Below are 19,920 nucleotides of genomic sequence, written 5' to 3'. Positions count from 1 at the left end.
ACGTTCTGTTTTATGGTAAAATAAAGAAGACTTAACCGCCCACTGCAGCAGCTAAGTCCCTTTGAGAGCATCTTGCATCGTGACAAATGATTCAAAGCGGTTTTGCCAGGATTATATTTTCAATCGCTGACTCAATCTCTTTGTCAGAAGCGTCATAACTTCCTTTTGACTTTGGCTTGTCATGAGTGGAAGTTTGATTCACTTCTTCTTTAGCATGTCCTTTTTCAGCAAAATTCATGCTAGGCATTTTAAATGCCCCCATATTCATGTATTTTCCGAATTTCCACATTTCAACAACAGGGCAGAAACGAACAATTCCTTCTGCAACTTTCATTGCACCAATCCATAGAAAAATGTTAGACCAAGTGCACCACGGCTTGCGTACAAGTTTAGTTGCACTACATCCGAAGAGGACAAGCCCAAGTGTAATTCCAATTAGAGCGTTTATTGTCCCGATATTTTGCTTCATTAGAAAAACACTCCTTTTTATGAAAGTTGAAATAGATAATACTATTTCTTTTATTAGTATCCCGTTTGATTTTTGGGATATGTAATCCAACATTTGACGTGGAAAAAGATGTTGGAATGTGCGTGTGTGTAAGTAACTTTTTTTGTTATAATGAAAGAATGCATAAAAGGAACTTCAAAATTAAATCCTCTAGTTTAAAAAATATGGAAGAGGTAATTCCAAACTTAATTCTCCGTTTTAAACAAATATTTAAGATGAAGTTAAAACAATAATGATGAAAATAAACTGTTATTTTGAACAGAAATATATATAACTAGAGAAAAGGAAGGGTGTTTTCATGTACGATATTTCCGGATGGAAACATGTATTTAAGCTTGATCCAAATAAGGAGTTAAGCGATGAACATTTAGAAATGATTTGTGAGTCTGGAACTGATGCGGTTATTGTAGGCGGAAGTGATGGAGTTACAATTGATAACGTATTACACATGCTAGTTAGCATTCGTAGATATGCAGTTCCTTGTGTATTAGAGGTTTCTGATGTAGAAGCAATTACACCAGGATTTGATTTTTATTACATCCCAAGTGTTTTAAATAGCCGAAAAGTAGAATGGGTAACAGGTGTTCATCATGAGGCATTGAAAGAATTTGGGGATATTATGGACTGGGACGAAATTTTTATGGAAGGGTATTGTGTTTTAAATCCAGAAGCGAAAGTAGCCCAGCTTACAGAAGCGAAATGTGATTTAACAGAAGATGACGTTATTGCATATGCTCGTTTAGCAGACAAGTTATTACATTTACCGATATTTTATTTAGAATATAGCGGTACGTATGGAGATGTTGAACTTGTTAAAAATGTAAAAGCAGAATTGAAACAAGCTAAGTTATACTATGGCGGTGGTATTTCTAATGCAGAACAGGCGAAAGAAATGGCACAATATGCTGATACAGTAGTTGTTGGAAATATTATTTATGATGATATAAAATCGGCGTTAAAAACAGTTAAAGCAGTAAAAGGAGAGTAGGTGCAGGCGTATATGAGTATGACAGATAGATTATTAAACGGTTTAAATCCACAGCAACAAAAAGCAGTCCAAACAACGAATGGACCACTTCTATTAATGGCAGGTGCAGGTAGTGGTAAGACACGTGTGTTAACACATCGTATTGCGTATTTACTTGGTGAAAAAGGTGTAGCACCATGGAATGTACTAGCTATTACCTTCACAAATAAAGCAGCTCGTGAAATGCGTGAGCGTATTGATACACTTGTGGGACCAGAAGCAGAAGATATTTGGATTTCGACGTTCCACTCTATGTGTGTACGTATTTTACGACGGGATATCGATCGTATTGGTATTAATCGTAACTTTACAATCTTAGATTCAGGCGATCAGCTAACTGTAGTCAAAAAAATTATGAAAGAGCGCAATATTGATCCGAAGAAATTTGAGCCGCGCTCTATTTTAGCGGGTATTAGTAATGCGAAAAATGAACTGTTATCTGCGGATAAATATGCAAAAAAAATTACAATGGCTGATCCATATGAAAAATTAACGAGCGATGTATACACAGAGTATCAAAAACGTCTTTTGAAAAATAATTCATTAGACTTTGATGATTTAATTATGACCACGATTCAGTTATTTGAACGTGTTCCAGAAGTATTAGAGTTTTATCAGCGTAAGTTCCAATATATTCACGTTGATGAGTATCAAGATACGAACAAAGCGCAATATCTTCTTGTTAAACATTTGGCAGCGCGTTTTAAAAATCTTTGCGTTGTAGGTGACTCTGACCAGTCTATTTATCGCTGGCGTGGTGCAGATATTTCTAACATTTTGTCGTTCGAAAAAGACTATGAGAATGCACAAGTAATTTTGTTAGAACAAAACTATCGTTCGTCACAAAATATTTTAAATGCAGCGAATGCTGTTATTGAAAAAAATACGAATCGTAAGCCGAAGAAATTATGGACAGACAATCAAGTTGGAAGTAAAATCTCGTATTATCGTGCTGCAACTGAAAAGGACGAAGCGTATTTTGTTGCGAAAAAAATTCGTGACGATATTCAAATGGGGAAACGAAAATATACTGATTTTGCAGTGTTATATCGTACGAATGCTCAGTCTCGTATGGTCGAGGAGATTTTCCTTAAATCTAACATTCCGTACAAAATTGTCGGAGGTACGAAGTTCTACGATCGTAAAGAGATTAAAGATATTTTGGCGTACTTACGTTTAATCGGTAATCCAGATGATGAAATTAGTTTTGCACGTATTATTAACATGCCAAAGCGTGGTATTGGTGCGACTTCTATCGATAAAATTATTAATTACGGTGTGCAAAACGGAATTTCATTAACTGCTGTATTGGATGAAATTGAGCATGTTGGAGTAAGTGCAAAAATTACAAAGGCAGTAAAAGAATTTGCGAATTTATTAAATAACTGGGTAAATATGCAAGAGTATTTATCTGTTACAGAATTAGTAGAAGAAGTTATTGAAAAAACAGGCTATCGCGATATGTTGAAAAATGAACGTTCTTTAGAAGCGGAAGGTCGTTTAGAAAACTTAGACGAGTTCTTATCTGTTACGCAAACATTTGAATCTCAAAGCGAAGATAAGAGCCTTGTTGCATTCTTAACAGATTTAGCACTTGTTGCTGATATTGATCGTGTAGATGAAGACCCAACTGCTGGTGAAGAAGTTATTTTAATGACGATGCACTCAGCGAAAGGATTAGAGTTCCCGGTTGTGTTTATTGTTGGCTTAGAGGAAGGGATATTCCCTCATACTCGTTCTCTTATGGAAGAGGATGAAATGCAAGAAGAACGTCGTCTTGCTTATGTAGGTATTACCCGTGCAGAAGAAGAGCTATATTTATCTAACGCGCAAATGCGTACTTTATTTGGTAGAACAAGTATGAACGCTGCGTCTCGATTCATTACAGAAATCCCGACAGAACTAGTGGAATCATTAAATGAAACAGCGCCAAAGCGTGAAACATCGTTTGGTGCAAAAGGCAGAACGGCAAGTAGCGGCAAAACGACAATCACAACGACAACACGCTCTCGTTCAGCTTTCGCGCGCCCTGCAGCTAAGACGACAGGCGGCGAACAAATTGGCTGGGCAGTAGGAGATAAAGCTTCCCACCAAAAATGGGGAGTCGGTACAGTTGTAAGTGTAAAAGGTGAAGGTGATGCAAAAGAATTAGATATTGCATTCCCAAGCCCAATTGGTGTTAAACGTTTGTTAGCAAAATTTGCACCTGTGACGAAACAATAGAAAGGAATGAGGATATGTCAAAAGAGATAGCAAAAAAACGTATAGAAGAACTGCGTGATTTATTAAATACATTTAACTATCAATATCACGTATTAGACAATCCTTCTGTTTCTGATGCGGAATATGACCGTAATATGCAGGAGCTTATAAAATTAGAAGCAGAGAACCCAGAGTTTATGAGTGAAGATTCTCCCTCCGTTCGCGTTGGGGGGACTGTTCTTGATATATTTGAAAAAGTAACACATAAGTCACCAATGTTAAGTTTAGGAAATGCATTTAACGAAGGAGATTTACGTGATTTCGACAGAAGAGTACGTCAAGGAATTGATGGTGCGAATGTAAGATATATATGTGAATTAAAAATTGACGGGCTTGCCGTTTCGCTTCATTATGAAAAAGGACGCTTCATTCAAGGGGCGACACGTGGTGATGGTGTAACGGGTGAAGATATTACTCAAAATTTAAAAACGATTAAAGCTATCCCACTTCGTTTAAATGAAGAAGTAACGTTAGAAGCACGAGGCGAAGCTTATATGCCGAAGCGTTCATTCGTTAAACTAAATGAAGAAAAAGAGCAAAATGGAGAAGATGTATTTGCGAATCCGCGTAATGCAGCAGCAGGTTCAATACGTCAACTTGATCCGAAAATTGCAGCGAAGCGTAACTTATCTATGTTTGTGTATGGTCTTGCGAATGTAGAAGAAAAAACAATTCCATCACATAGTGAATCGCTTGATTTCTTAGGTGAACTTGGATTTAAGACAAATCCAAATCGCCGTACATGTGAAACAATTGAAGAAGTTATAGCTTATGTAGAAGAATGGCAAGAAAAACGTCCGCATCTTGATTATGAGATTGATGGAATCGTTATAAAAGTAGATGATGTTGCCCTTCAAGAAAGTCTAGGAACTACAGCGAAGAGTCCAAGATGGGCGATTGCTTATAAATTCCCGGCTGAAGAAGTTGTAACGAGATTAACAGGCATTGAATTAAGTGTTGGCCGAACAGGAGTTGTAACACCGACTGCAGAACTAGAGCCAGTGAGAGTTGCTGGTACGATTGTTCGTCGTGCTTCTTTACATAACGAAGATTTAATTCGTGAAAAAGACATTCGAATTGGTGACTACGTTGTTGTGAAGAAGGCTGGAGATATTATTCCTGAAGTTGTGAACGTTATTTTTGATAAGCGTACTGGTGAGGAAGAAGAATACCGCATGCCAACTCATTGTCCAGCATGTGAGAGTGAACTTGTTCGTTTAGAAGAAGAAGTAGCACTTCGTTGTATAAATCCAACTTGTCCTGCTCAAATTCGAGAAGGGTTAATCCATTTCGTTTCAAGAAATGCAATGAATATTGATGGACTTGGAGAACGTGTCATTACACAACTCTTTGATGCTGATTACATTCGTACATTTGCTGATTTATATGCATTGACGAAAGAGCAATTATTACAGTTAGAACGTTTTGGTGAAAAATCAGCAACAAACTTAATACAAGCAATTGAAAATTCTAAAGAAAACTCGTTAGAGCGATTATTATTTGGTCTTGGAATTCGCCACGTTGGAGCGAAAGCAGCACGTACATTTGCAGAGCACTTTGAAACGATGGATGAGCTTGTAAAAGCAACGGAAGAAGAACTAAAAGCAATTAATGAAATTGGCGAAAAAATGGCTCAATCTGTTGTGACATATTTTGATAATGAAGATGTATTAGAGTTATTACAGCAGTTTAAAGAGTATGGCGTGAATATGACATACAAAGGTATAAAAATTGCAGATTTACAAAATGTTGAATCTTACTTCGCAGGAAAAACGGTTGTTTTAACAGGTAAGCTAGAAGTTATGGGGCGAAGTGAAGCGAAGAAGAAGATTGAGGCATTAGGTGGAAAAGTAACGGGAAGTGTTAGTAAGAGTACGGATTTAGTTGTTGCAGGTGAAGCGGCTGGTTCGAAATTAGCACAAGCGGAGAAACATAATGTTGAGGTTTGGAATGAAGAGAGGTTCTTACAAGAGCTAAATAAGTAAGAGGTGCAAACTTACCATGAAAAAAATAGCATTAGCGGTATTAAGCCTTGGCCTACTTGTAAGTGGGTGTAGTGCAGGTGCCGACAAAGATGAAAAAGTGGCTGAGAAATCGGGGAAAGCAAAAGAACAATCAGTTGTTCCAAAATACGCTATTTCGGATGAATATTATAAGACGACTATTCCATTTGATGGTGGAAATGCACGTGGTTTAGTGGTGCAAGGGTTAAATAGTCGTCTTGATATAGATGAATTTGAAACAGGGTTAATGCGAATTGCGAAAGAATCATTTAGTACGAAAGATAATTTTTTAAAAGGCGGAAAAGCTCTAGATACTCAAACTATACAGATGCTTGTTAAAAGAAAACGTACAGATGCTGAACAAAAGGAACTAGAGGACAAATTAAAAAAAGATGCAGTTAAATTTCCTAATATAGGATTAAACCCTGCATTAGGAACAGGATCCGAATCACTAGAAGTGAAAAATAAAAAAAATCCAATATATATTTCAAATATTTTAGAGCATGATTATTATGTGAAAAAAGGCGATAACGGCGAGGAACGCGTTGGTATGGTAGTTGGATTAGCAATGAATTCTGTTCAATATTTTAACGAAGAGCATGGTTATCCACGTGAAGCTGCAATCCCGGATGAAAAGATGTTAGCTGAAGGGAAAAAAATGGCGCAAGAAATTTTGAAAGTCATACATCAAAAAGAACCTGAAACCAAAAATATTCCAATAACATTTGCGATTTATCGCCAAGCTCCAAAGTCTTCGCTCGTGCCAGGTAACTTTGTTTCTTATGCGAATGTTGAAAAAGGTAGTGAAACGGTTGAAGATTGGCAACAAATTAATGAAAAATATTATTTGTTCCCATCAGAGCAAGCGAAAACAGATAATAAACGTGAAGACCTTGCAAGAGTATCCAACTTTAAGGCAAAACTAAGCGATTATTTCCAAGGCGACTATACAGCTGTTATTGGTACTGGTATGTATAGAGATGATGAATTAAGAGAAATGAAGCTTGATATTCCTGTCCAGTTTAATGGAAAAGCTGAAATAGTTGGTTTTACACAATATGTGGCAGGGCTTGTTATGGAATACTTCCCGAATTATATGAAAGTACAAGTAACGATTAAATCTGTAGAACGCCCAGAAGCTATTATTATACGTGAAGCAAAACAAGATGAACCACTTGTGAAGATTTTAGATTAAATATGAAGGCTGTTCCTCTATGGAACAGCTTTTTTTCTTATGTAATTTTGTTATAATTTAAAATGTTGTAAAAAATAGGGGTAAGGGGTAAAGCTCATGGAAGAATTAAGTTTTCAAGTCATTATTTTATTAATTGCATTCGGTTTTTTAGCAGCTTTTATTGATTCCGTTGTTGGAGGAGGAGGGTTAATTTCGCTTCCTGCGCTTATGTTTGTTGGCTTATCGCCAGCTTCGGCAATTGCAACGAATAAATTAGCGGCAACAATGGGGACGTTTACGAGTGCGATGTATTTTATTCGATCAGGAAAAGTTGATTTTAAAATTGTAGGAAAGTTAATCCCGTTAACTATTGTTGGAGCTGTTGCAGGTGCTTTAGTAGTAAAATTTATTCCACCGGATATTTTACGCCCATTAGTACTTGTAATGTTGGTATTTATTGCTATTTATATTATTGCAAAAAAGAATTGGGGAAGTGTGTCTACCTATAAGAAGATGACGCAAAGAAAAACATTAATATTTTTCTTTGCTATTTTAATGATAGGATTTTATGATGGATTTTTTGGACCAGGGACAGGATCGTTTTTAATTTTTGCATTTTTATTAATTGGCTTGGATTTTATTCAAGCGGCAGCATCTGGAAAACTTTTGAACTTTGTTAGTAATATTGTATCTTTAATTACTTTTTTATTTTTAGATATAATTCATTTTGAATACGGTATTATCATGGGATTATCAATGATCTTAGGTGCTTATTTTGGATCGAAGTTTGCGGTTCAAAAAGGTGTTGGATATGTAAGGACTTTATTTTTATTAGTTACTATATTATTGATCGGGAAAAATGTTTTGGAATATACTCATATTTTGTAGATTCATACGCATGTATGAATCTCTTTTTTTTATTATATTTTAAAAATTTATTAATTTTTAAAATATAAGTCTAGGAATATTTGAATAAATCTAAATTATCGTGTAGAATAATGTTGTAAAATGTAAACGTTTTTCTAAGGGGAGGCTAAAAAAAATGGTAGTAGCATACAAACATGAGCCATTTACAGATTTTTCAGTGGAGGCTAACAAATTAGCGTTTGAAGAAGGTTTAAAGAAAGTAGAATCTTATCTTGGACAAGACTATCCATTAATTATTGGGGGAGAAAAAATCACTACAGAAGACAAAATTGTTTCTGTAAACCCTGCAAATAAAGAGGAACTTGTTGGTCGTGTTTCAAAAGCAAGCCGTGAGTTAGCTGAAAAAGCAATGCAAGTAGCGGATGAAACATTCCAAACTTGGAGAAAATCAAAGCCAGAAATGCGTGCAGACATTTTATTCCGTGCTGCAGCAATCGTTCGTCGCAGAAAACATGAATTCTCTGCTATTCTTGTAAAAGAAGCAGGTAAGCCATGGAATGAGGCAGACGCTGATACAGCAGAAGCAATCGATTTTATGGAATATTATGGTCGTCAAATGTTAAAATTAAAAGACGGTATTCCAGTAGAAAGCCGTCCAATTGAATATAATCGTTTCTCTTACATTCCATTAGGAGTAGGTGTTATCATTTCTCCTTGGAACTTCCCATTCGCAATTATGGCAGGTATGACAACAGCTGCTTTAGTTTCTGGTAACACAGTATTACTAAAACCAGCTAGTACAACTCCTGTAGTAGCAGCGAAATTTATGGAAGTATTAGAAGAAGCTGGCTTACCAGCTGGCGTAGTAAACTTCGTTCCAGGTAACGGTTCTGAAGTTGGTGATTACTTAGTAGATCATCCTCGTACACGTTTCGTAAGCTTCACGGGATCTCGTGATGTAGGTATCCGCATCTATGAGCGTGCAGCGAAAGTAAACCCAGGACAAATTTGGTTAAAACGCGTTATCGCTGAAATGGGCGGTAAAGATACAATCGTTGTTGATAAAGAAGCAGATCTTGAATTAGCAGCTAAGTCTATCGTTGCATCAGCATTCGGATTCTCAGGACAAAAATGTTCTGCATGTTCTCGTGCAGTAATCCATGAAGATGTATATGATCATGTATTAAATCGTGCTGTTGAATTAACAAAAGAATTAACAGTTGCTAACCCAGCAGTATTAGGTACAAACGTGGGTCCTGTTAATGACCAAGCTGCATTCGATAAAGTAATGAGCTATGTTGCAATTGGTAAAGAAGAAGGTAGAATCTTAGCAGGTGGCGAAGGAGACGATTCTAAAGGCTGGTTCATCCAACCAACAATCGTTGCTGACGTTGCAGAAGATGCTCGCTTAATGAAAGAAGAAATCTTCGGACCAGTAGTAGCATTCTGTAAAGCGAAAGACTTCGATCATGCACTTGCAATTGCAAATAATACGGAATACGGTTTAACAGGTGCTGTTATTACTAACAACCGTGACCATATTGAAAAAGCACGCGAAGACTTCCACGTTGGTAACTTATACTTCAACCGTGGATGTACTGGTGCAATCGTAGGTTACCAACCATTTGGTGGCTTTAACATGTCTGGTACAGACTCTAAAGCTGGTGGACCTGATTACTTAGCACTTCACATGCAAGCAAAAACTACTTCTGAAACTTTATAAGAAATAGTAGAGGAGCTCTTCACAGAATGTGAAGAGCTCCTTTTAAAATTGAAATCCTATATATTACCATCGTTCGAAGGGAATGAGCTAAAACCTATTAATAGCGGGATAAACATGCGAACAGAAATAAAATGATGAGAAAAGTTGACTTATTAGTCATATTTTTTAGTATTCATTTTGAGAATTTCCTGTATAATACAATTTGAAAGAAAATCTATGGTTCGACAAGGAACACTCCTTTCGGTTTTGCTCACTGAAAGGAGTGTTTTTTTATGTAGCTAAAAATTCTTGCGTGCTTATTACATTTGCATATACACCATTTAAACTAGCTAAAATTGTATTGTGAATGTAAACAGCTGGTATAGTAGCGTTCTTAAAAGAAAGGTCTTTTGTAGCACAAGCATCATGTATAACGGTACATTGAAAGCCAAAATCGAATGCAGCCCTTACTGTAGCATCGATACACATATGAGTCATCATCCCACATACAACGACATGTTCAATATTTAAACGTTTTAATTGCTCTAGAAGATTAGTTTCTCGGAAGCTATTTGGATAATGTTTGACTATAACTGTTTCTTCTCTAAGTGGACGTACGCTTTCGTGAATATGTACACCTTCTGTATTAGGTAGGAAAAAAGTAGCGCCATCTTTTATAGCTACGTGTTGGATATGAAAAATAGGTTCGCTGTTTGTTCTAAAGTGTTGTAATAACTGATTAGCATATTCGCTTGCTTCTACTGGATTACGCAATTCCATCTTTCCATTTGGAAAATAATCGTTTTGAATATCGATGAGTAAAAGAGCTGTTTTCATATATTTATCTTCCTCCGAGTTTCATATTCAAATAAATTTATTCAATTCGTAGAGAAGATTCTCCTGTTTAAAAATATGAGGAAGAAGAATTTTAAATAACCTTGAAAGTTACTATTTTCTCATGAATTTTCATCTGAAAATTTTAATAAAGGAATAATTAATATTTTTCTAAAAAATGTATTGACTCTTATTATTCTGAGTTCTATAATGAGAATTAATTAAACGACAATTAAATCGATACATTCTTATCCAGAGAGGTGGAGGGACTGGCCCTACGATACCTCAGCAACGGGTTTTTTTAATACCGTGCTAACTCCAGCAAGCCATATAAAGGCTTGGAAGATGAGAAGATGTGAATGAGTACATATAAGTGCTCTCCTTCTTATCTTTATGGTTGATAAGAAGGAGAGCACTTTTTATTTTACCTCGAAAGCTCTGCTTCAAGTTTTTACAGCATATAGGAGGGGAAAAAATGATTTCTTTTAACAATGTAAGTAAAGTGTATGAATCAGCTGGGCAATCTGTTCATGCGGTAGAGGATGTAACATTATCAGTTGAGAAAGGCGAAATTTTTGGCATTATCGGTTTTAGTGGCGCTGGAAAGAGTACGTTATTACGCCTAGTAAATATGTTAGAGAGACCGACGGCAGGAACGATTTCAATAGATGATAAAGATATTACATCATTATCGACGAAAGAATTACGTAAACTAAGACAAAGAATCGGAATGATCTTTCAAAGTTTTAATTTATTTAATTCAAGAACAGTATTTGGAAATATTGCTTATCCATTAAAGTTAGCGAAAGTACCAAAGAATGAGATAAAAGAAAGAGTAAATGAACTGCTGAAGTTTGTAGGGTTAGAAGATAAAGCAAACTATTACCCAGAGCAGCTATCAGGTGGACAAAAGCAACGTGTGGGCATTGCTAGAGCACTTGCGACATCGCCAGATATTCTTATATGTGATGAGGCAACATCAGCCTTAGATCCAGAAACAACGACAGAAATTCTAAACTTATTAAAGAAAGTAAATAGAGAATACAATTTAACAATTCTTCTTATTACACATGAAATGCATGTTGTGAAAGAAATTTGTCACCGTGTAGCTGTAATGGAGAAGGGAAAAGTTATTGAAGAAGGAAAACTGTTTGATGTTTTCACGCAACCAAAAACAAAGACGACTCAAAACTTTGTACGTTCTGTCATTAATGATCATTTACCGGAAAGTGTTCTAGCGAAAATTCAAAATGGTGGTCAAATTTATCGTCTAACATTTACTGGTGAGGAGACAGGACAGCCGGTACTATCATATATCGCAAAAAACTATAACGTCGATGTAAATGTACTGTACGGAAATATTATTGAACTTCAAAATGTGCTATTTGGAAATCTTCTTGTAGAGTTGCAAGGGGAGCAGAGGGAAATTCAAAAAGCATTACAACATCTAAGACTGCAAGTGCAGCTGAAGGAGGTAGAAGCTCATGCGAGTTGATTGGAGTATATTTTGGCCGCGCATACTAGATGCGACGGGGGATACCCTCTTAATGGTAATTGTAACCCTTATATTTGCTACAATTCTTGGTATACCGCTAGGTTTACTTTTATATGTAACGAGAAAAGGAAACTTTTTAGAAAATAAATGGGTCTTTTCTATTCTTAACATCATAATTAATACAATTCGTCCGGTACCATTCATTATCTTTTTAGTAGCGTTAAGTCCACTAACGAGAAGTGTTATCGGAACGACGATTGGAACAGCAGCAGCAATTTTCCCGATGACCTTAGTCGCATCAATTGGTATTGCTAGAATGGTTGAAACAAACCTTGTTTCCGTTCCGAAAGGAGTAATTGAAGCAGCGCAAGCAATGGGCGCCTCGCCAATTAGAATTGTTTTTGAAATCCTTGTACCAGAAGCGTTAGCACCATTAATCTTAGGTGTCACATTTATGACAGTTGGTTTAATTGAATTTTCTGCAGTTGCTGGGCTTGTCGGTGGTGGCGGTCTTGGTGATTTAGCAATGACATATGGTTATCAACGTTTTGATACATCAGTTATGTTCGTAACGGTCGTGTTACTTATTATTCTCGTACAGATAGCTCAAAATTTAGGGAATTACTTTGCGAAAGTCTTGTTACGCAGATCATAAAAAGGAAGAGAGGAAAAGAAAATGAAGAAAATTTTAGCATTTGCATTATCAGCGATTGTAGGAGTCTCAGCATTAAGCGGCTGTTCAAGTGGAGACACGGGTGCAGGAGCGAAAGAAAAAGTAGTTCGCGTCGGTGTAACTGGAACGGATGGAGACGCTTGGGAAATTTTGAAGAAAAAAGCTGAAAAAGAAGGGATTAAGATTAAACTGGTGGAGTTCTCCGATTACACAACGCCAAATAAAGCGTTAGCTGATGGAGATATTGAACTAAACTCATTCCAGCATATTGCGTTCTTAGAGCAATTTAAAAAGGAACATAAGTTAGATATTACAGCTGTTGGTACAACACAAATTGCACCAATGGGTTTATACTCTGAAAAATATAAGAAATCAAATGAAATCCCAGATGGTTCAGAAATTGCAATTCCAAACGATCCAACGAACCAAGCACGTGCATTAAAACTTCTTGATGCAGCTGGATTATTAAAGCTGAAAAAGGATTTTGGTCTATTTGGAGATCCAAGTGGTATTGCTGAAAATCCGAAGAAATTAAAAATTACACCGGTTATCGCACAGCAAACACCTCGTGTGTTAAAAGATGTAGCGGCATCAGTTATTAATAACGGTGTTGCTGGTCAAGCTGGATTAGATCCAGCGAAGGATCCTATTTTCTTAGAAGATCCAAAGAATGAAAATGCGAAGCCTTATATTAATATTTTCGCAGCTCGTACGAAAGATAAAGATGATCCAACACTGAAAAAAGTAATTGAATTATACCATTCAAAAGAAGTAACAGATGCAATTAAGAAAGAAACAAATGATGGTTCAATTTCAGTAGATCTTTCACTTGAGGAGCTTGAAAAAATCGTAAAATAATTATTGGGTTTAATGGACTAACAGAAGGAACCCCTCCGCTGTTAGTTCGTTCAACATATAAACTTAACAAACAAACCCTAATTCTGTACCTTCCAATTTTGTATAACGTAGAATCCAATGTTTGTTAAGTAGAGTAATGGACCAGGAGTTTTCCTGGTCTTTTTTTATGAATGAAAATAGCTAGCGAACAGTAAGGTAATCCAAATTATAATGGGATAAGAAAATAAGCTGAAAAGGAGTGTAATTACGAATTGCTTTTGATGAATTAAGTGTTTTTTGGATAAAAAAAAGAAAATAGAAAAGAGAGTAATGAAAAATGCTGATATGACGCCGGGGTTATAGGAGCGATAAATGAAAAACAAAATAATATGTTGAACAGAGTTGAAGAAGATGGCCCCTTGTATAAAAATAATCCAGCATATAGAAGACAAGAAGTTAAGTTGATATAGAAAGACGATAAGTAATACAAAGATTGTTAATACGGAAATGGCAATGAAAAATTGTTGGCTAGTTATAAGACGGATTGAAAATTGATTAGCAAGATATTGTGGCATTTGGAAAGCTTCTTCAAGGTTATGAATGAAAAATGATAAGGGAATGATCCAGAGTATAGTAGTGGAATGCTTTTTCATCAACTTACATCACTCCAATAAAGTATAGAAAGCCTAAAAAAGGCCCTCTATACAGAGATAGTTATTCAATTATGATATTTTTTAAATTAACTTCATGATGATCTCGTTCTTTCGGATAAGCAGTTAGCTCCTCTTGCAAAATATTTAATATTTGCTTAGCTGATTGCTGGATTGGATTAGGTAGCTCATCTAATATATGCATCCCGACTTTTACTTTTGTACGAATTACCCTTCGTAGTAGTTCCTCATGCATGCACTACACCTCCAAACCGAATGTTTAGTATATCTTCTTCAAATTTTGCCCCTTGAATAGAAAGGTGTGTTAACGTTTTTGGCAATGTAATATTTCGTTTCACAGAGCCAGCTCGAATAATTAGCTCATCACCTTTTTGATTTAATGAAAGTTCACTTTTGTTTGAGAAGGGAATAGAAAGAATGAAAATATAATCATCGCCATCTTTTCTTACATATTGTGTGCGGCCGTTAAATTTCACTTCAGTAGGACAATGATCAGTTTTAAATAAAGCATCTCCTACACGCTCTAACATGGGTAAACCAACAACTTCTTGTTCAAACATTGGAGCTTCGTAAATAGGAAGTGGATCAAAACTATTTTGAATTAATGTTTTATATTTCTTTTGCGTATCTTTCCATGCTTGAAAATAAGGATCGGTGACGGTGTTAGGGATGACGCGATTAATCATAATGGCATCTACGTTATAATCGTATAAATTTAAATAAGTAAAGCTACGCTGAGCTTCTTTAATGACCATTTTTTCAGGATTTACAACGATGCGGATACTTGTTACTTCTCGGTTTGATAAAATATCTCTCATTTCTCCGAGCTGTTCAAGTGTATTTGTTAATTCGTCCATAATATCATCGGTTGGAAGAGGGACACCAAGGAGTGGTTGAGCTACAGGACGAACGACTTTTAAAACTTTTCTTTTAATAGGAAACAATTTTTCCATCCACCAGCCGAGCATGTCTGGAAAGCTTAGCATTGCTAATGTTTCTCCTGTTGGAGCACAATCAATAATGATAACATCATATGTGTTTTGTTTATAATAATCGAGTACGCGAAGTAAGCTAATTAAATCTTCCATACCAGGAAACATCGTTAATTCTTCTGTTGTAATATCATCGGCTGCTTTGGAAGTGAAGAGTAGTGTAATATATTTCTGTAATTTTCCCCATCCTTTTTCCATCTCATAAATCGTATTAATTTCTTGTGCCCACAAATTTTCACGAATTTCTAATGGCTCAGAAGATAGCTTTATACCAAATGAATCTCCTAAACTATGAGCGGGATCTGTACTCATGACTAAAGTTTTTAATCCTTGTTTTGCGCTTTGAATTGCTGTTGCTGCTGAAATGCTAGTTTTTCCTACGCCGCCTTTACCTGTATACAAAATAATTCTCATCATTCATATCTCCTTTGTTTCGAATATCGAATATTACGAGTGTCGAAGTAAATGATTGAATAAAAACCCAGATAGGGTTTTATTCAATCGGAATGTTTTTCATTTTAGGTGTAGAAACTTTTTCTTCTGTTTTTTGCTGTGACGTAGCAATGTGATTCATAATCTTTTGGAAGATTTGTAGTAAGAATGCTTTTTCTTCTTCTGACAATGCTTCTGTCACTAAGCTAAAGTAGTGGGCTGCATTTTGTTTTACTTCTTGAACGAGCATTACGCCGTTTTCTGTTAACCGAATTAATACAATACGTCGGTCGTTTTCATCACGGTAGCGCTCAATATATCCCTTTTTTACAAGGCGATTTACAACGCCCGTCGTTGTACTCATCGGTATATCAAGAAGGTCAGCAATTTTCGTCATTGTAATATCTGTATTTCGTTCCATCCAAAGTAAACAAAATACTTCTGTTTTAGAAAGTGTTAAATCTAGGCTTACCCATTCTTCAGGATAGAAAAGTTTCTTGGCGTTATCTAGCAGTAAGTCTAAAAAATGTTCATATTGCAACAATTAATTCCACTCCCGTATATTTCGAGGTTCGTAATATTTATTTTTATTTTATGTAGAATAGAAAAAATTGTCAATGATTTTAATTATTTTTTCAGATTAGACAGAAAACTTTCTTTAAAATAGTATTCTTTTATGATAGATTTATAAATATAAAACTAGAATTTACATAAAAATCCATCATGGTAAATATACTTATCTATAATGGGTATACAGCTAACGAGGGGGAGAACGATGAGAAGACGTAATACGCAAGCGTTCACATTTTTAGCATGGACTTCATTTGTTTGTGCGCTTTCAGGTATGCTAATTGGGATTTATACGTTAGATGAAACGCTTAGTGTAAAAGGATACTATTTAATTGGAACATTATTTTTAACGATGTCTTGTTTTGTATTACAAAAAACAATTCGTGATAATGAAGAAGATAACGAGAGATTTCCAAAAAATAAACCGTTAGATAAAGAGTAAATTGTAAAGAAAGGCATTTGCCTTTCTTTTTTTATGTAAAAATGGCGTAAGTACTCTGTGTTGACTTGCTTGAAGTACTGAAAATTTGGTATCATCAATAGTATTGTAGATTGAACGATATATTATGGAGGTGGCCTAGCCGTGTCAAGAATTTCCGTTGAGAATGTAAAGCACGTAGCACATTTAGCACGTCTTGCAATTACTGATCAAGAAGCAGAAAAATTTCAAAAACAACTAGATGCAATTGTTACATTTGCAGAACAGTTAAATGAATTAGATACAACAGATGTAAAACCAACAACTCATGTATTAACTATGAAAAATGTTATGCGTGAAGATGTACCAGAAAAAGGTTTACCAGTTGAAGAAGTATTAAAAAATGCACCGGATCACAAAGATAATCAAATCCGTGTTCCAGCAGTATTAGAATAGAGGAGGGGAATTTCGATGTCATTATTTGATCATTCAGTATCAGAGTTACATAAGAAGTTAAACAACAAAGAAATTTCCGTTACGGATTTAGTAGAAGAATCTTACAAACGTATTGCGGATGTTGAAGATAACGTAAAAGCCTTTCTTACATTAGATGAAGAAAATGCACGCGCAAAAGCGAAAGAATTAGATGCAAAAATCGGCGCTGAAGATAATGGTTTATTATTCGGTATGCCAATTGGTGTAAAAGATAACATTGTAACTAACGGTCTTCGTACAACTTGTGCAAGCAAAATATTAGCAAACTTCGATCCAATTTATGATGCGACAGTTGTGCAAAAGCTAAAAGCTGCTGACACAATTACAATCGGTAAATTAAACATGGACGAGTTCGCAATGGGTTCTTCAAATGAAAACTCAGGATTCTACGCTACGAAAAACCCATGGAACTTAGATTACGTTCCAGGCGGATCTAGTGGTGGTTCTGCAGCAGCTGTAGCAGCAGGAGAAGTACTATTCTCTCTAGGTTCTGATACGGGTGGTTCTATCCGTCAGCCAGCTGCATATTGCGGTGTTGTAGGTTTAAAACCAACTTACGGACGCGTATCTCGTTACGGATTAGTAGCATTCGCATCTTCACTTGACCAAATCGGACCGATTACACGTACAGTAGAAGACAATGCATACTTATTACAAGCTATTTCAGGTATTGACCGCATGGATGCAACTTCTGCAAACGTTGAAGTTGGAAACTATTTAGCTGGTTTAACAGGCGATGTTAAAGGTTTACGCATTGCTGTACCGAAAGAATACTTAGGCGAAGGTGTTGGCGAAGAAGCTCGTGAGTCAGTACTAGCTGCTTTAAAAGTATTAGAAGGTATGGGCGCAACTTGGGAGGAAGTATCTCTTCCACACTCTAAATACGCTCTAGCAACGTATTACTTACTATCTTCTTCTGAAGCATCTGCTAACCTTTCACGCTTTGATGGCGTGCGTTACGGTGTTCGTTCTGATAATGTAAATAACTTATTAGATCTTTACAAAAACACACGTAGTGAAGGTTTCGGTGATGAAGTTAAACGTCGTATTATGCTTGGTACATTTGCTCTTAGCTCTGGTTACTATGATGCATATTACAAAAAAGCACAACAAGTACGTACATTAATTAAGAACGACTTTGAAAATGTATTTGCTAACTATGATGTTATTATTGGACCAACAACACCAACTCCGGCATTTAAAGTGGGAGAAAAAGTTGACGATCCAATGACAATGTATGCAAATGACATTTTAACAATCCCAGTAAACTTAGCGGGTGTTCCAGCGATTTCAGTTCCATGTGGATTCGGTGCTAACAACATGCCACTTGGTCTACAAATCATTGGTAAACACTTCGATGAAGCGACAATTTACCGCGTTGCACATGCGTTTGAGCAAGCAACAGACTATCATACAAAAAAAGCAAGTCTGTAAGGAGGCGAGCATAGATGAATTTAGAAACAATTATTGGTTTAGAGGTTCACGTTGAGTTAAAAACAAATTCGAAAATTTTCTCTGCGAGTCCAACAGAATTCGGAGCGGAGCCAAATACACAAACAAGTGTAATTGACTTAGGATACCCAGGGGTACTTCCTACTTTAAATAAAGAAGCAGTTAACTTTGCGATGAAAGCTGCAATGGCATTAAACTGTGAAATCGCAACGGAAACGAAGTTTGACCGTAAAAACTATTTCTATCCAGATAACCCGAAAGCTTACCAAATCTCTCAATTTGATAAGCCAATTGGTGAAAATGGTTGGATTGAAATCGAAGTAGACGGTAAAAAGAAACGTATCGGTATTACACGTCTTCATTTAGAAGAAGATGCTGGTAAATCAACGCATACAGCTGATGGTTCATTAGTAGACTACAACCGTCAAGGTATGCCTTTAATCGAGATCGTATCTGAGCCAGATATGCGTACGCCAGAAGAAGCATATGCATACTTAGAGAAGTTAAAATCAATCATTCAATACACTGGTGTATCTGATTGTAAGATGGAAGAAGGTTCCTTACGTTGTGATGCGAACATTTCTCTTCGTCCAGTTGGACAAGAGAAGTTCGGTACAAAAGCGGAACTGAAAAACTTAAACTCATTCACTTACGTACAAAAAGGTCTTGAGCACGAGCAAGTGCGCCAAGAAAAAGAACTGTTATCTGGTGGTATCATCCAACAAGAAACACGTCGTTATGATGAAGCAACGAAGAAAACAATCTTAATGCGTGTGAAAGAAGGATCTGACGATTACCGTTACTTCCCGGAGCCAGACTTAGTTGAACTTTACATTGATGATGAGTGGAAAGAAGCAGTTCGAGCTTCTATTCCAGAACTTCCAGATGCACGTAAAGCTCGCTACGTTGCAGAACTAGGCTTACCAGCTTATGATGCACACGTGTTAACATTAACGAAAGAGATGTCTGATTTCTTTGAAGCAACTGTTGCAGACGGTGCTGATGCGAAATTAACATCGAACTGGTTAATGGGTGAAGTACTTGCATACTTAAACAAACAACAAAAAGAATTAAAAGACGTTGCATTAACGCCTGCTGGTTTATCTAAAATGGTTCAATTAATTGAAAAAGGTACAATTTCTTCTAAAATCGCGAAGAAAGTATTTAATGAATTAATTGAAAAAGGTGGAGACCCAGAAGAAATCGTTAAAGCGAAAGGTCTTGTTCAAATTTCTGACGAGGGTACACTTCGTAAAGTTGTAACAGAAATTCTTGATAATAATGAGCAATCTATCGAAGACTTTAAAAACGGTAAAGACCGTGCAATTGGCTTCTTAGTTGGTCAAATTATGAAAGCTACAAAAGGACAAGCAAATCCACCGCTTGTTAACAAAATCTTACTTGAAGAGATTAATAAGCGATAATAGTAGTAACTTTTAAAGATTAAGCAGAAAAACACCCGTACATGGGTGTTTTTCTAGGTTAATCAAACGTTTGTTTAAATGAGA

General features: G+C 36.1%; 19 protein-coding genes and 1 riboswitch. Of the genes, 13 read left to right on the top strand and 6 right to left on the bottom strand.

Going from position 1 to position 19,920, the window contains the following annotated elements:
• Positions 1 to 91: 91 nt before the first annotated feature.
• Positions 92 to 469, bottom strand: coding sequence for a YgaP family membrane protein (locus ACTFRM_RS24250; protein WP_440043636.1), 378 nt, complete (start codon positions 467 to 469; stop codon positions 92 to 94).
• 337 nt (positions 470 to 806) lie between these two features.
• On the opposite strand from ACTFRM_RS24250, the gene ACTFRM_RS24245 reads away from it, so the two are divergent.
• From ACTFRM_RS24245 to pruA, 6 genes are all read left to right on the top strand, one after another.
• Positions 807 to 1,496, top strand: coding sequence for a heptaprenylglyceryl phosphate synthase (locus ACTFRM_RS24245; RefSeq protein ID WP_000272099.1), 690 nt, complete (start codon positions 807 to 809; stop codon positions 1,494 to 1,496).
• Positions 1,497 to 1,508: 12 nt separating this feature from the next.
• Positions 1,509 to 3,758 (top strand): DNA helicase PcrA, encoded by a 2,250-nt coding sequence (pcrA, locus tag ACTFRM_RS24240; protein ID WP_139245440.1) that lies wholly within the window; start codon positions 1,509 to 1,511, stop codon positions 3,756 to 3,758.
• 14 nt (positions 3,759 to 3,772) lie between these two features.
• On the top strand, positions 3,773 to 5,782 hold the full coding sequence (ligA, locus tag ACTFRM_RS24235) for an NAD-dependent DNA ligase LigA (protein WP_000031450.1): 2,010 nt from the start codon (positions 3,773 to 3,775) through the stop codon (positions 5,780 to 5,782).
• A gap of 16 nt (positions 5,783 to 5,798) precedes the next feature.
• Positions 5,799 to 6,995 (top strand): CamS family sex pheromone protein, encoded by a 1,197-nt coding sequence (locus tag ACTFRM_RS24230; RefSeq protein ID WP_000717031.1) that lies wholly within the window; start codon positions 5,799 to 5,801, stop codon positions 6,993 to 6,995.
• Positions 6,996 to 7,091: 96 nt separating this feature from the next.
• Positions 7,092 to 7,862, top strand: a complete 771-nt coding sequence (locus tag ACTFRM_RS24225; protein WP_000391974.1) for a TSUP family transporter — start codon at positions 7,092 to 7,094, stop codon at positions 7,860 to 7,862.
• A gap of 154 nt (positions 7,863 to 8,016) precedes the next feature.
• Positions 8,017 to 9,564: an L-glutamate gamma-semialdehyde dehydrogenase gene (pruA, locus tag ACTFRM_RS24220; protein ID WP_088362282.1), complete on the top strand. Its 1,548-nt coding sequence runs from the start codon at positions 8,017 to 8,019 to the stop codon at positions 9,562 to 9,564.
• Positions 9,565 to 9,834: 270 nt separating this feature from the next.
• On the opposite strand, the gene ACTFRM_RS24215 is transcribed toward pruA, so the two are convergent.
• The gene (locus ACTFRM_RS24215; protein ID WP_088362283.1) at positions 9,835 to 10,380 is read right to left on the bottom strand and encodes a cysteine hydrolase family protein; all 546 of its coding nucleotides are present in this window, start codon (positions 10,378 to 10,380) and stop codon (positions 9,835 to 9,837) included.
• Between the two features lie 242 nt (positions 10,381 to 10,622).
• Positions 10,623 to 10,729: riboswitch (SAM riboswitch) on the top strand.
• Positions 10,730 to 10,852: 123 nt separating this feature from the next.
• Here ACTFRM_RS24215 and ACTFRM_RS24210 point away from each other — a divergent pair.
• From ACTFRM_RS24210 to ACTFRM_RS24200, 3 genes are read left to right on the top strand one after another with little or no spacing between them, the layout of a single operon-like run.
• Positions 10,853 to 11,872 carry a methionine ABC transporter ATP-binding protein gene (locus ACTFRM_RS24210; RefSeq protein ID WP_000622969.1) on the top strand — a complete coding sequence of 340 codons (1,020 nt, stop codon included), beginning with the start codon at positions 10,853 to 10,855 and terminating at the stop codon, positions 11,870 to 11,872.
• The gene (locus ACTFRM_RS24205; RefSeq protein ID WP_001261865.1) at positions 11,862 to 12,527 is read left to right on the top strand and encodes a methionine ABC transporter permease; all 666 of its coding nucleotides are present in this window, start codon (positions 11,862 to 11,864) and stop codon (positions 12,525 to 12,527) included. Before ACTFRM_RS24210 ends, ACTFRM_RS24205 begins: the two co-directional genes overlap by 11 nt.
• 21 nt (positions 12,528 to 12,548) lie before the next feature.
• Positions 12,549 to 13,403, top strand: coding sequence for a MetQ/NlpA family ABC transporter substrate-binding protein (locus tag ACTFRM_RS24200; protein ID WP_000721599.1), 855 nt, complete (start codon positions 12,549 to 12,551; stop codon positions 13,401 to 13,403).
• 164 nt (positions 13,404 to 13,567) lie between these two features.
• Here the strand turns inward: ACTFRM_RS24200 and ACTFRM_RS24195 are convergent, their stop codons facing one another.
• The 4 genes from ACTFRM_RS24195 to ACTFRM_RS24180 all read right to left on the bottom strand — a co-directional run bounded on the left by ACTFRM_RS24195 (position 13,568) and on the right by ACTFRM_RS24180 (position 16,021).
• Positions 13,568 to 14,035, bottom strand: coding sequence for an HXXEE domain-containing protein (locus ACTFRM_RS24195; RefSeq protein ID WP_002204877.1), 468 nt, complete (start codon positions 14,033 to 14,035; stop codon positions 13,568 to 13,570).
• A gap of 61 nt (positions 14,036 to 14,096) precedes the next feature.
• Positions 14,097 to 14,288: a DUF3926 domain-containing protein gene (locus ACTFRM_RS24190; RefSeq protein WP_000544103.1), complete on the bottom strand. Its 192-nt coding sequence runs from the start codon at positions 14,286 to 14,288 to the stop codon at positions 14,097 to 14,099.
• Complete coding sequence (locus ACTFRM_RS24185) at positions 14,281 to 15,462, bottom strand: ArsA family ATPase (protein ID WP_002182396.1); 1,182 nt, start codon at positions 15,460 to 15,462, stop codon at positions 14,281 to 14,283. The genes ACTFRM_RS24190 and ACTFRM_RS24185 overlap by 8 nt, the downstream gene beginning before the upstream one ends.
• A gap of 76 nt (positions 15,463 to 15,538) precedes the next feature.
• Positions 15,539 to 16,021: a MarR family winged helix-turn-helix transcriptional regulator gene (locus ACTFRM_RS24180; protein WP_000942482.1), complete on the bottom strand. Its 483-nt coding sequence runs from the start codon at positions 16,019 to 16,021 to the stop codon at positions 15,539 to 15,541.
• A 231-nt stretch (positions 16,022 to 16,252) separates the two neighbouring features.
• Between ACTFRM_RS24180 and ACTFRM_RS24175 the strand changes: the two genes are divergently transcribed.
• The 4 genes from ACTFRM_RS24175 to gatB all read left to right on the top strand — a co-directional run bounded on the left by ACTFRM_RS24175 (position 16,253) and on the right by gatB (position 19,836).
• Positions 16,253 to 16,489 carry a YiaA/YiaB family inner membrane protein gene (locus ACTFRM_RS24175; RefSeq protein ID WP_001254393.1) on the top strand — a complete coding sequence of 79 codons (237 nt, stop codon included), beginning with the start codon at positions 16,253 to 16,255 and terminating at the stop codon, positions 16,487 to 16,489.
• A 141-nt stretch (positions 16,490 to 16,630) separates the two neighbouring features.
• A complete protein-coding gene (gatC, locus tag ACTFRM_RS24170) occupies positions 16,631 to 16,921 on the top strand; it encodes an Asp-tRNA(Asn)/Glu-tRNA(Gln) amidotransferase subunit GatC (RefSeq protein ID WP_000086999.1) in 291 nt (96 codons plus the stop codon).
• Between the two features lie 15 nt (positions 16,922 to 16,936).
• Positions 16,937 to 18,394: an Asp-tRNA(Asn)/Glu-tRNA(Gln) amidotransferase subunit GatA gene (gene gatA, locus ACTFRM_RS24165; protein WP_000051433.1), complete on the top strand. Its 1,458-nt coding sequence runs from the start codon at positions 16,937 to 16,939 to the stop codon at positions 18,392 to 18,394.
• A gap of 14 nt (positions 18,395 to 18,408) precedes the next feature.
• Positions 18,409 to 19,836: an Asp-tRNA(Asn)/Glu-tRNA(Gln) amidotransferase subunit GatB gene (gene gatB / locus ACTFRM_RS24160; RefSeq protein WP_001047685.1), complete on the top strand. Its 1,428-nt coding sequence runs from the start codon at positions 18,409 to 18,411 to the stop codon at positions 19,834 to 19,836.
• Positions 19,837 to 19,920 lie beyond the last annotated feature (84 nt).

It is taken from the genome of Bacillus cereus group sp. MYBK227-1, from assembly GCF_051916325.1.
GTDB classification, from domain to species: domain Bacteria; phylum Bacillota; class Bacilli; order Bacillales; family Bacillaceae_G; genus Bacillus_A; species Bacillus_A cereus.
This window is presented reverse-complemented; position numbering and strand designations above follow the sequence as displayed.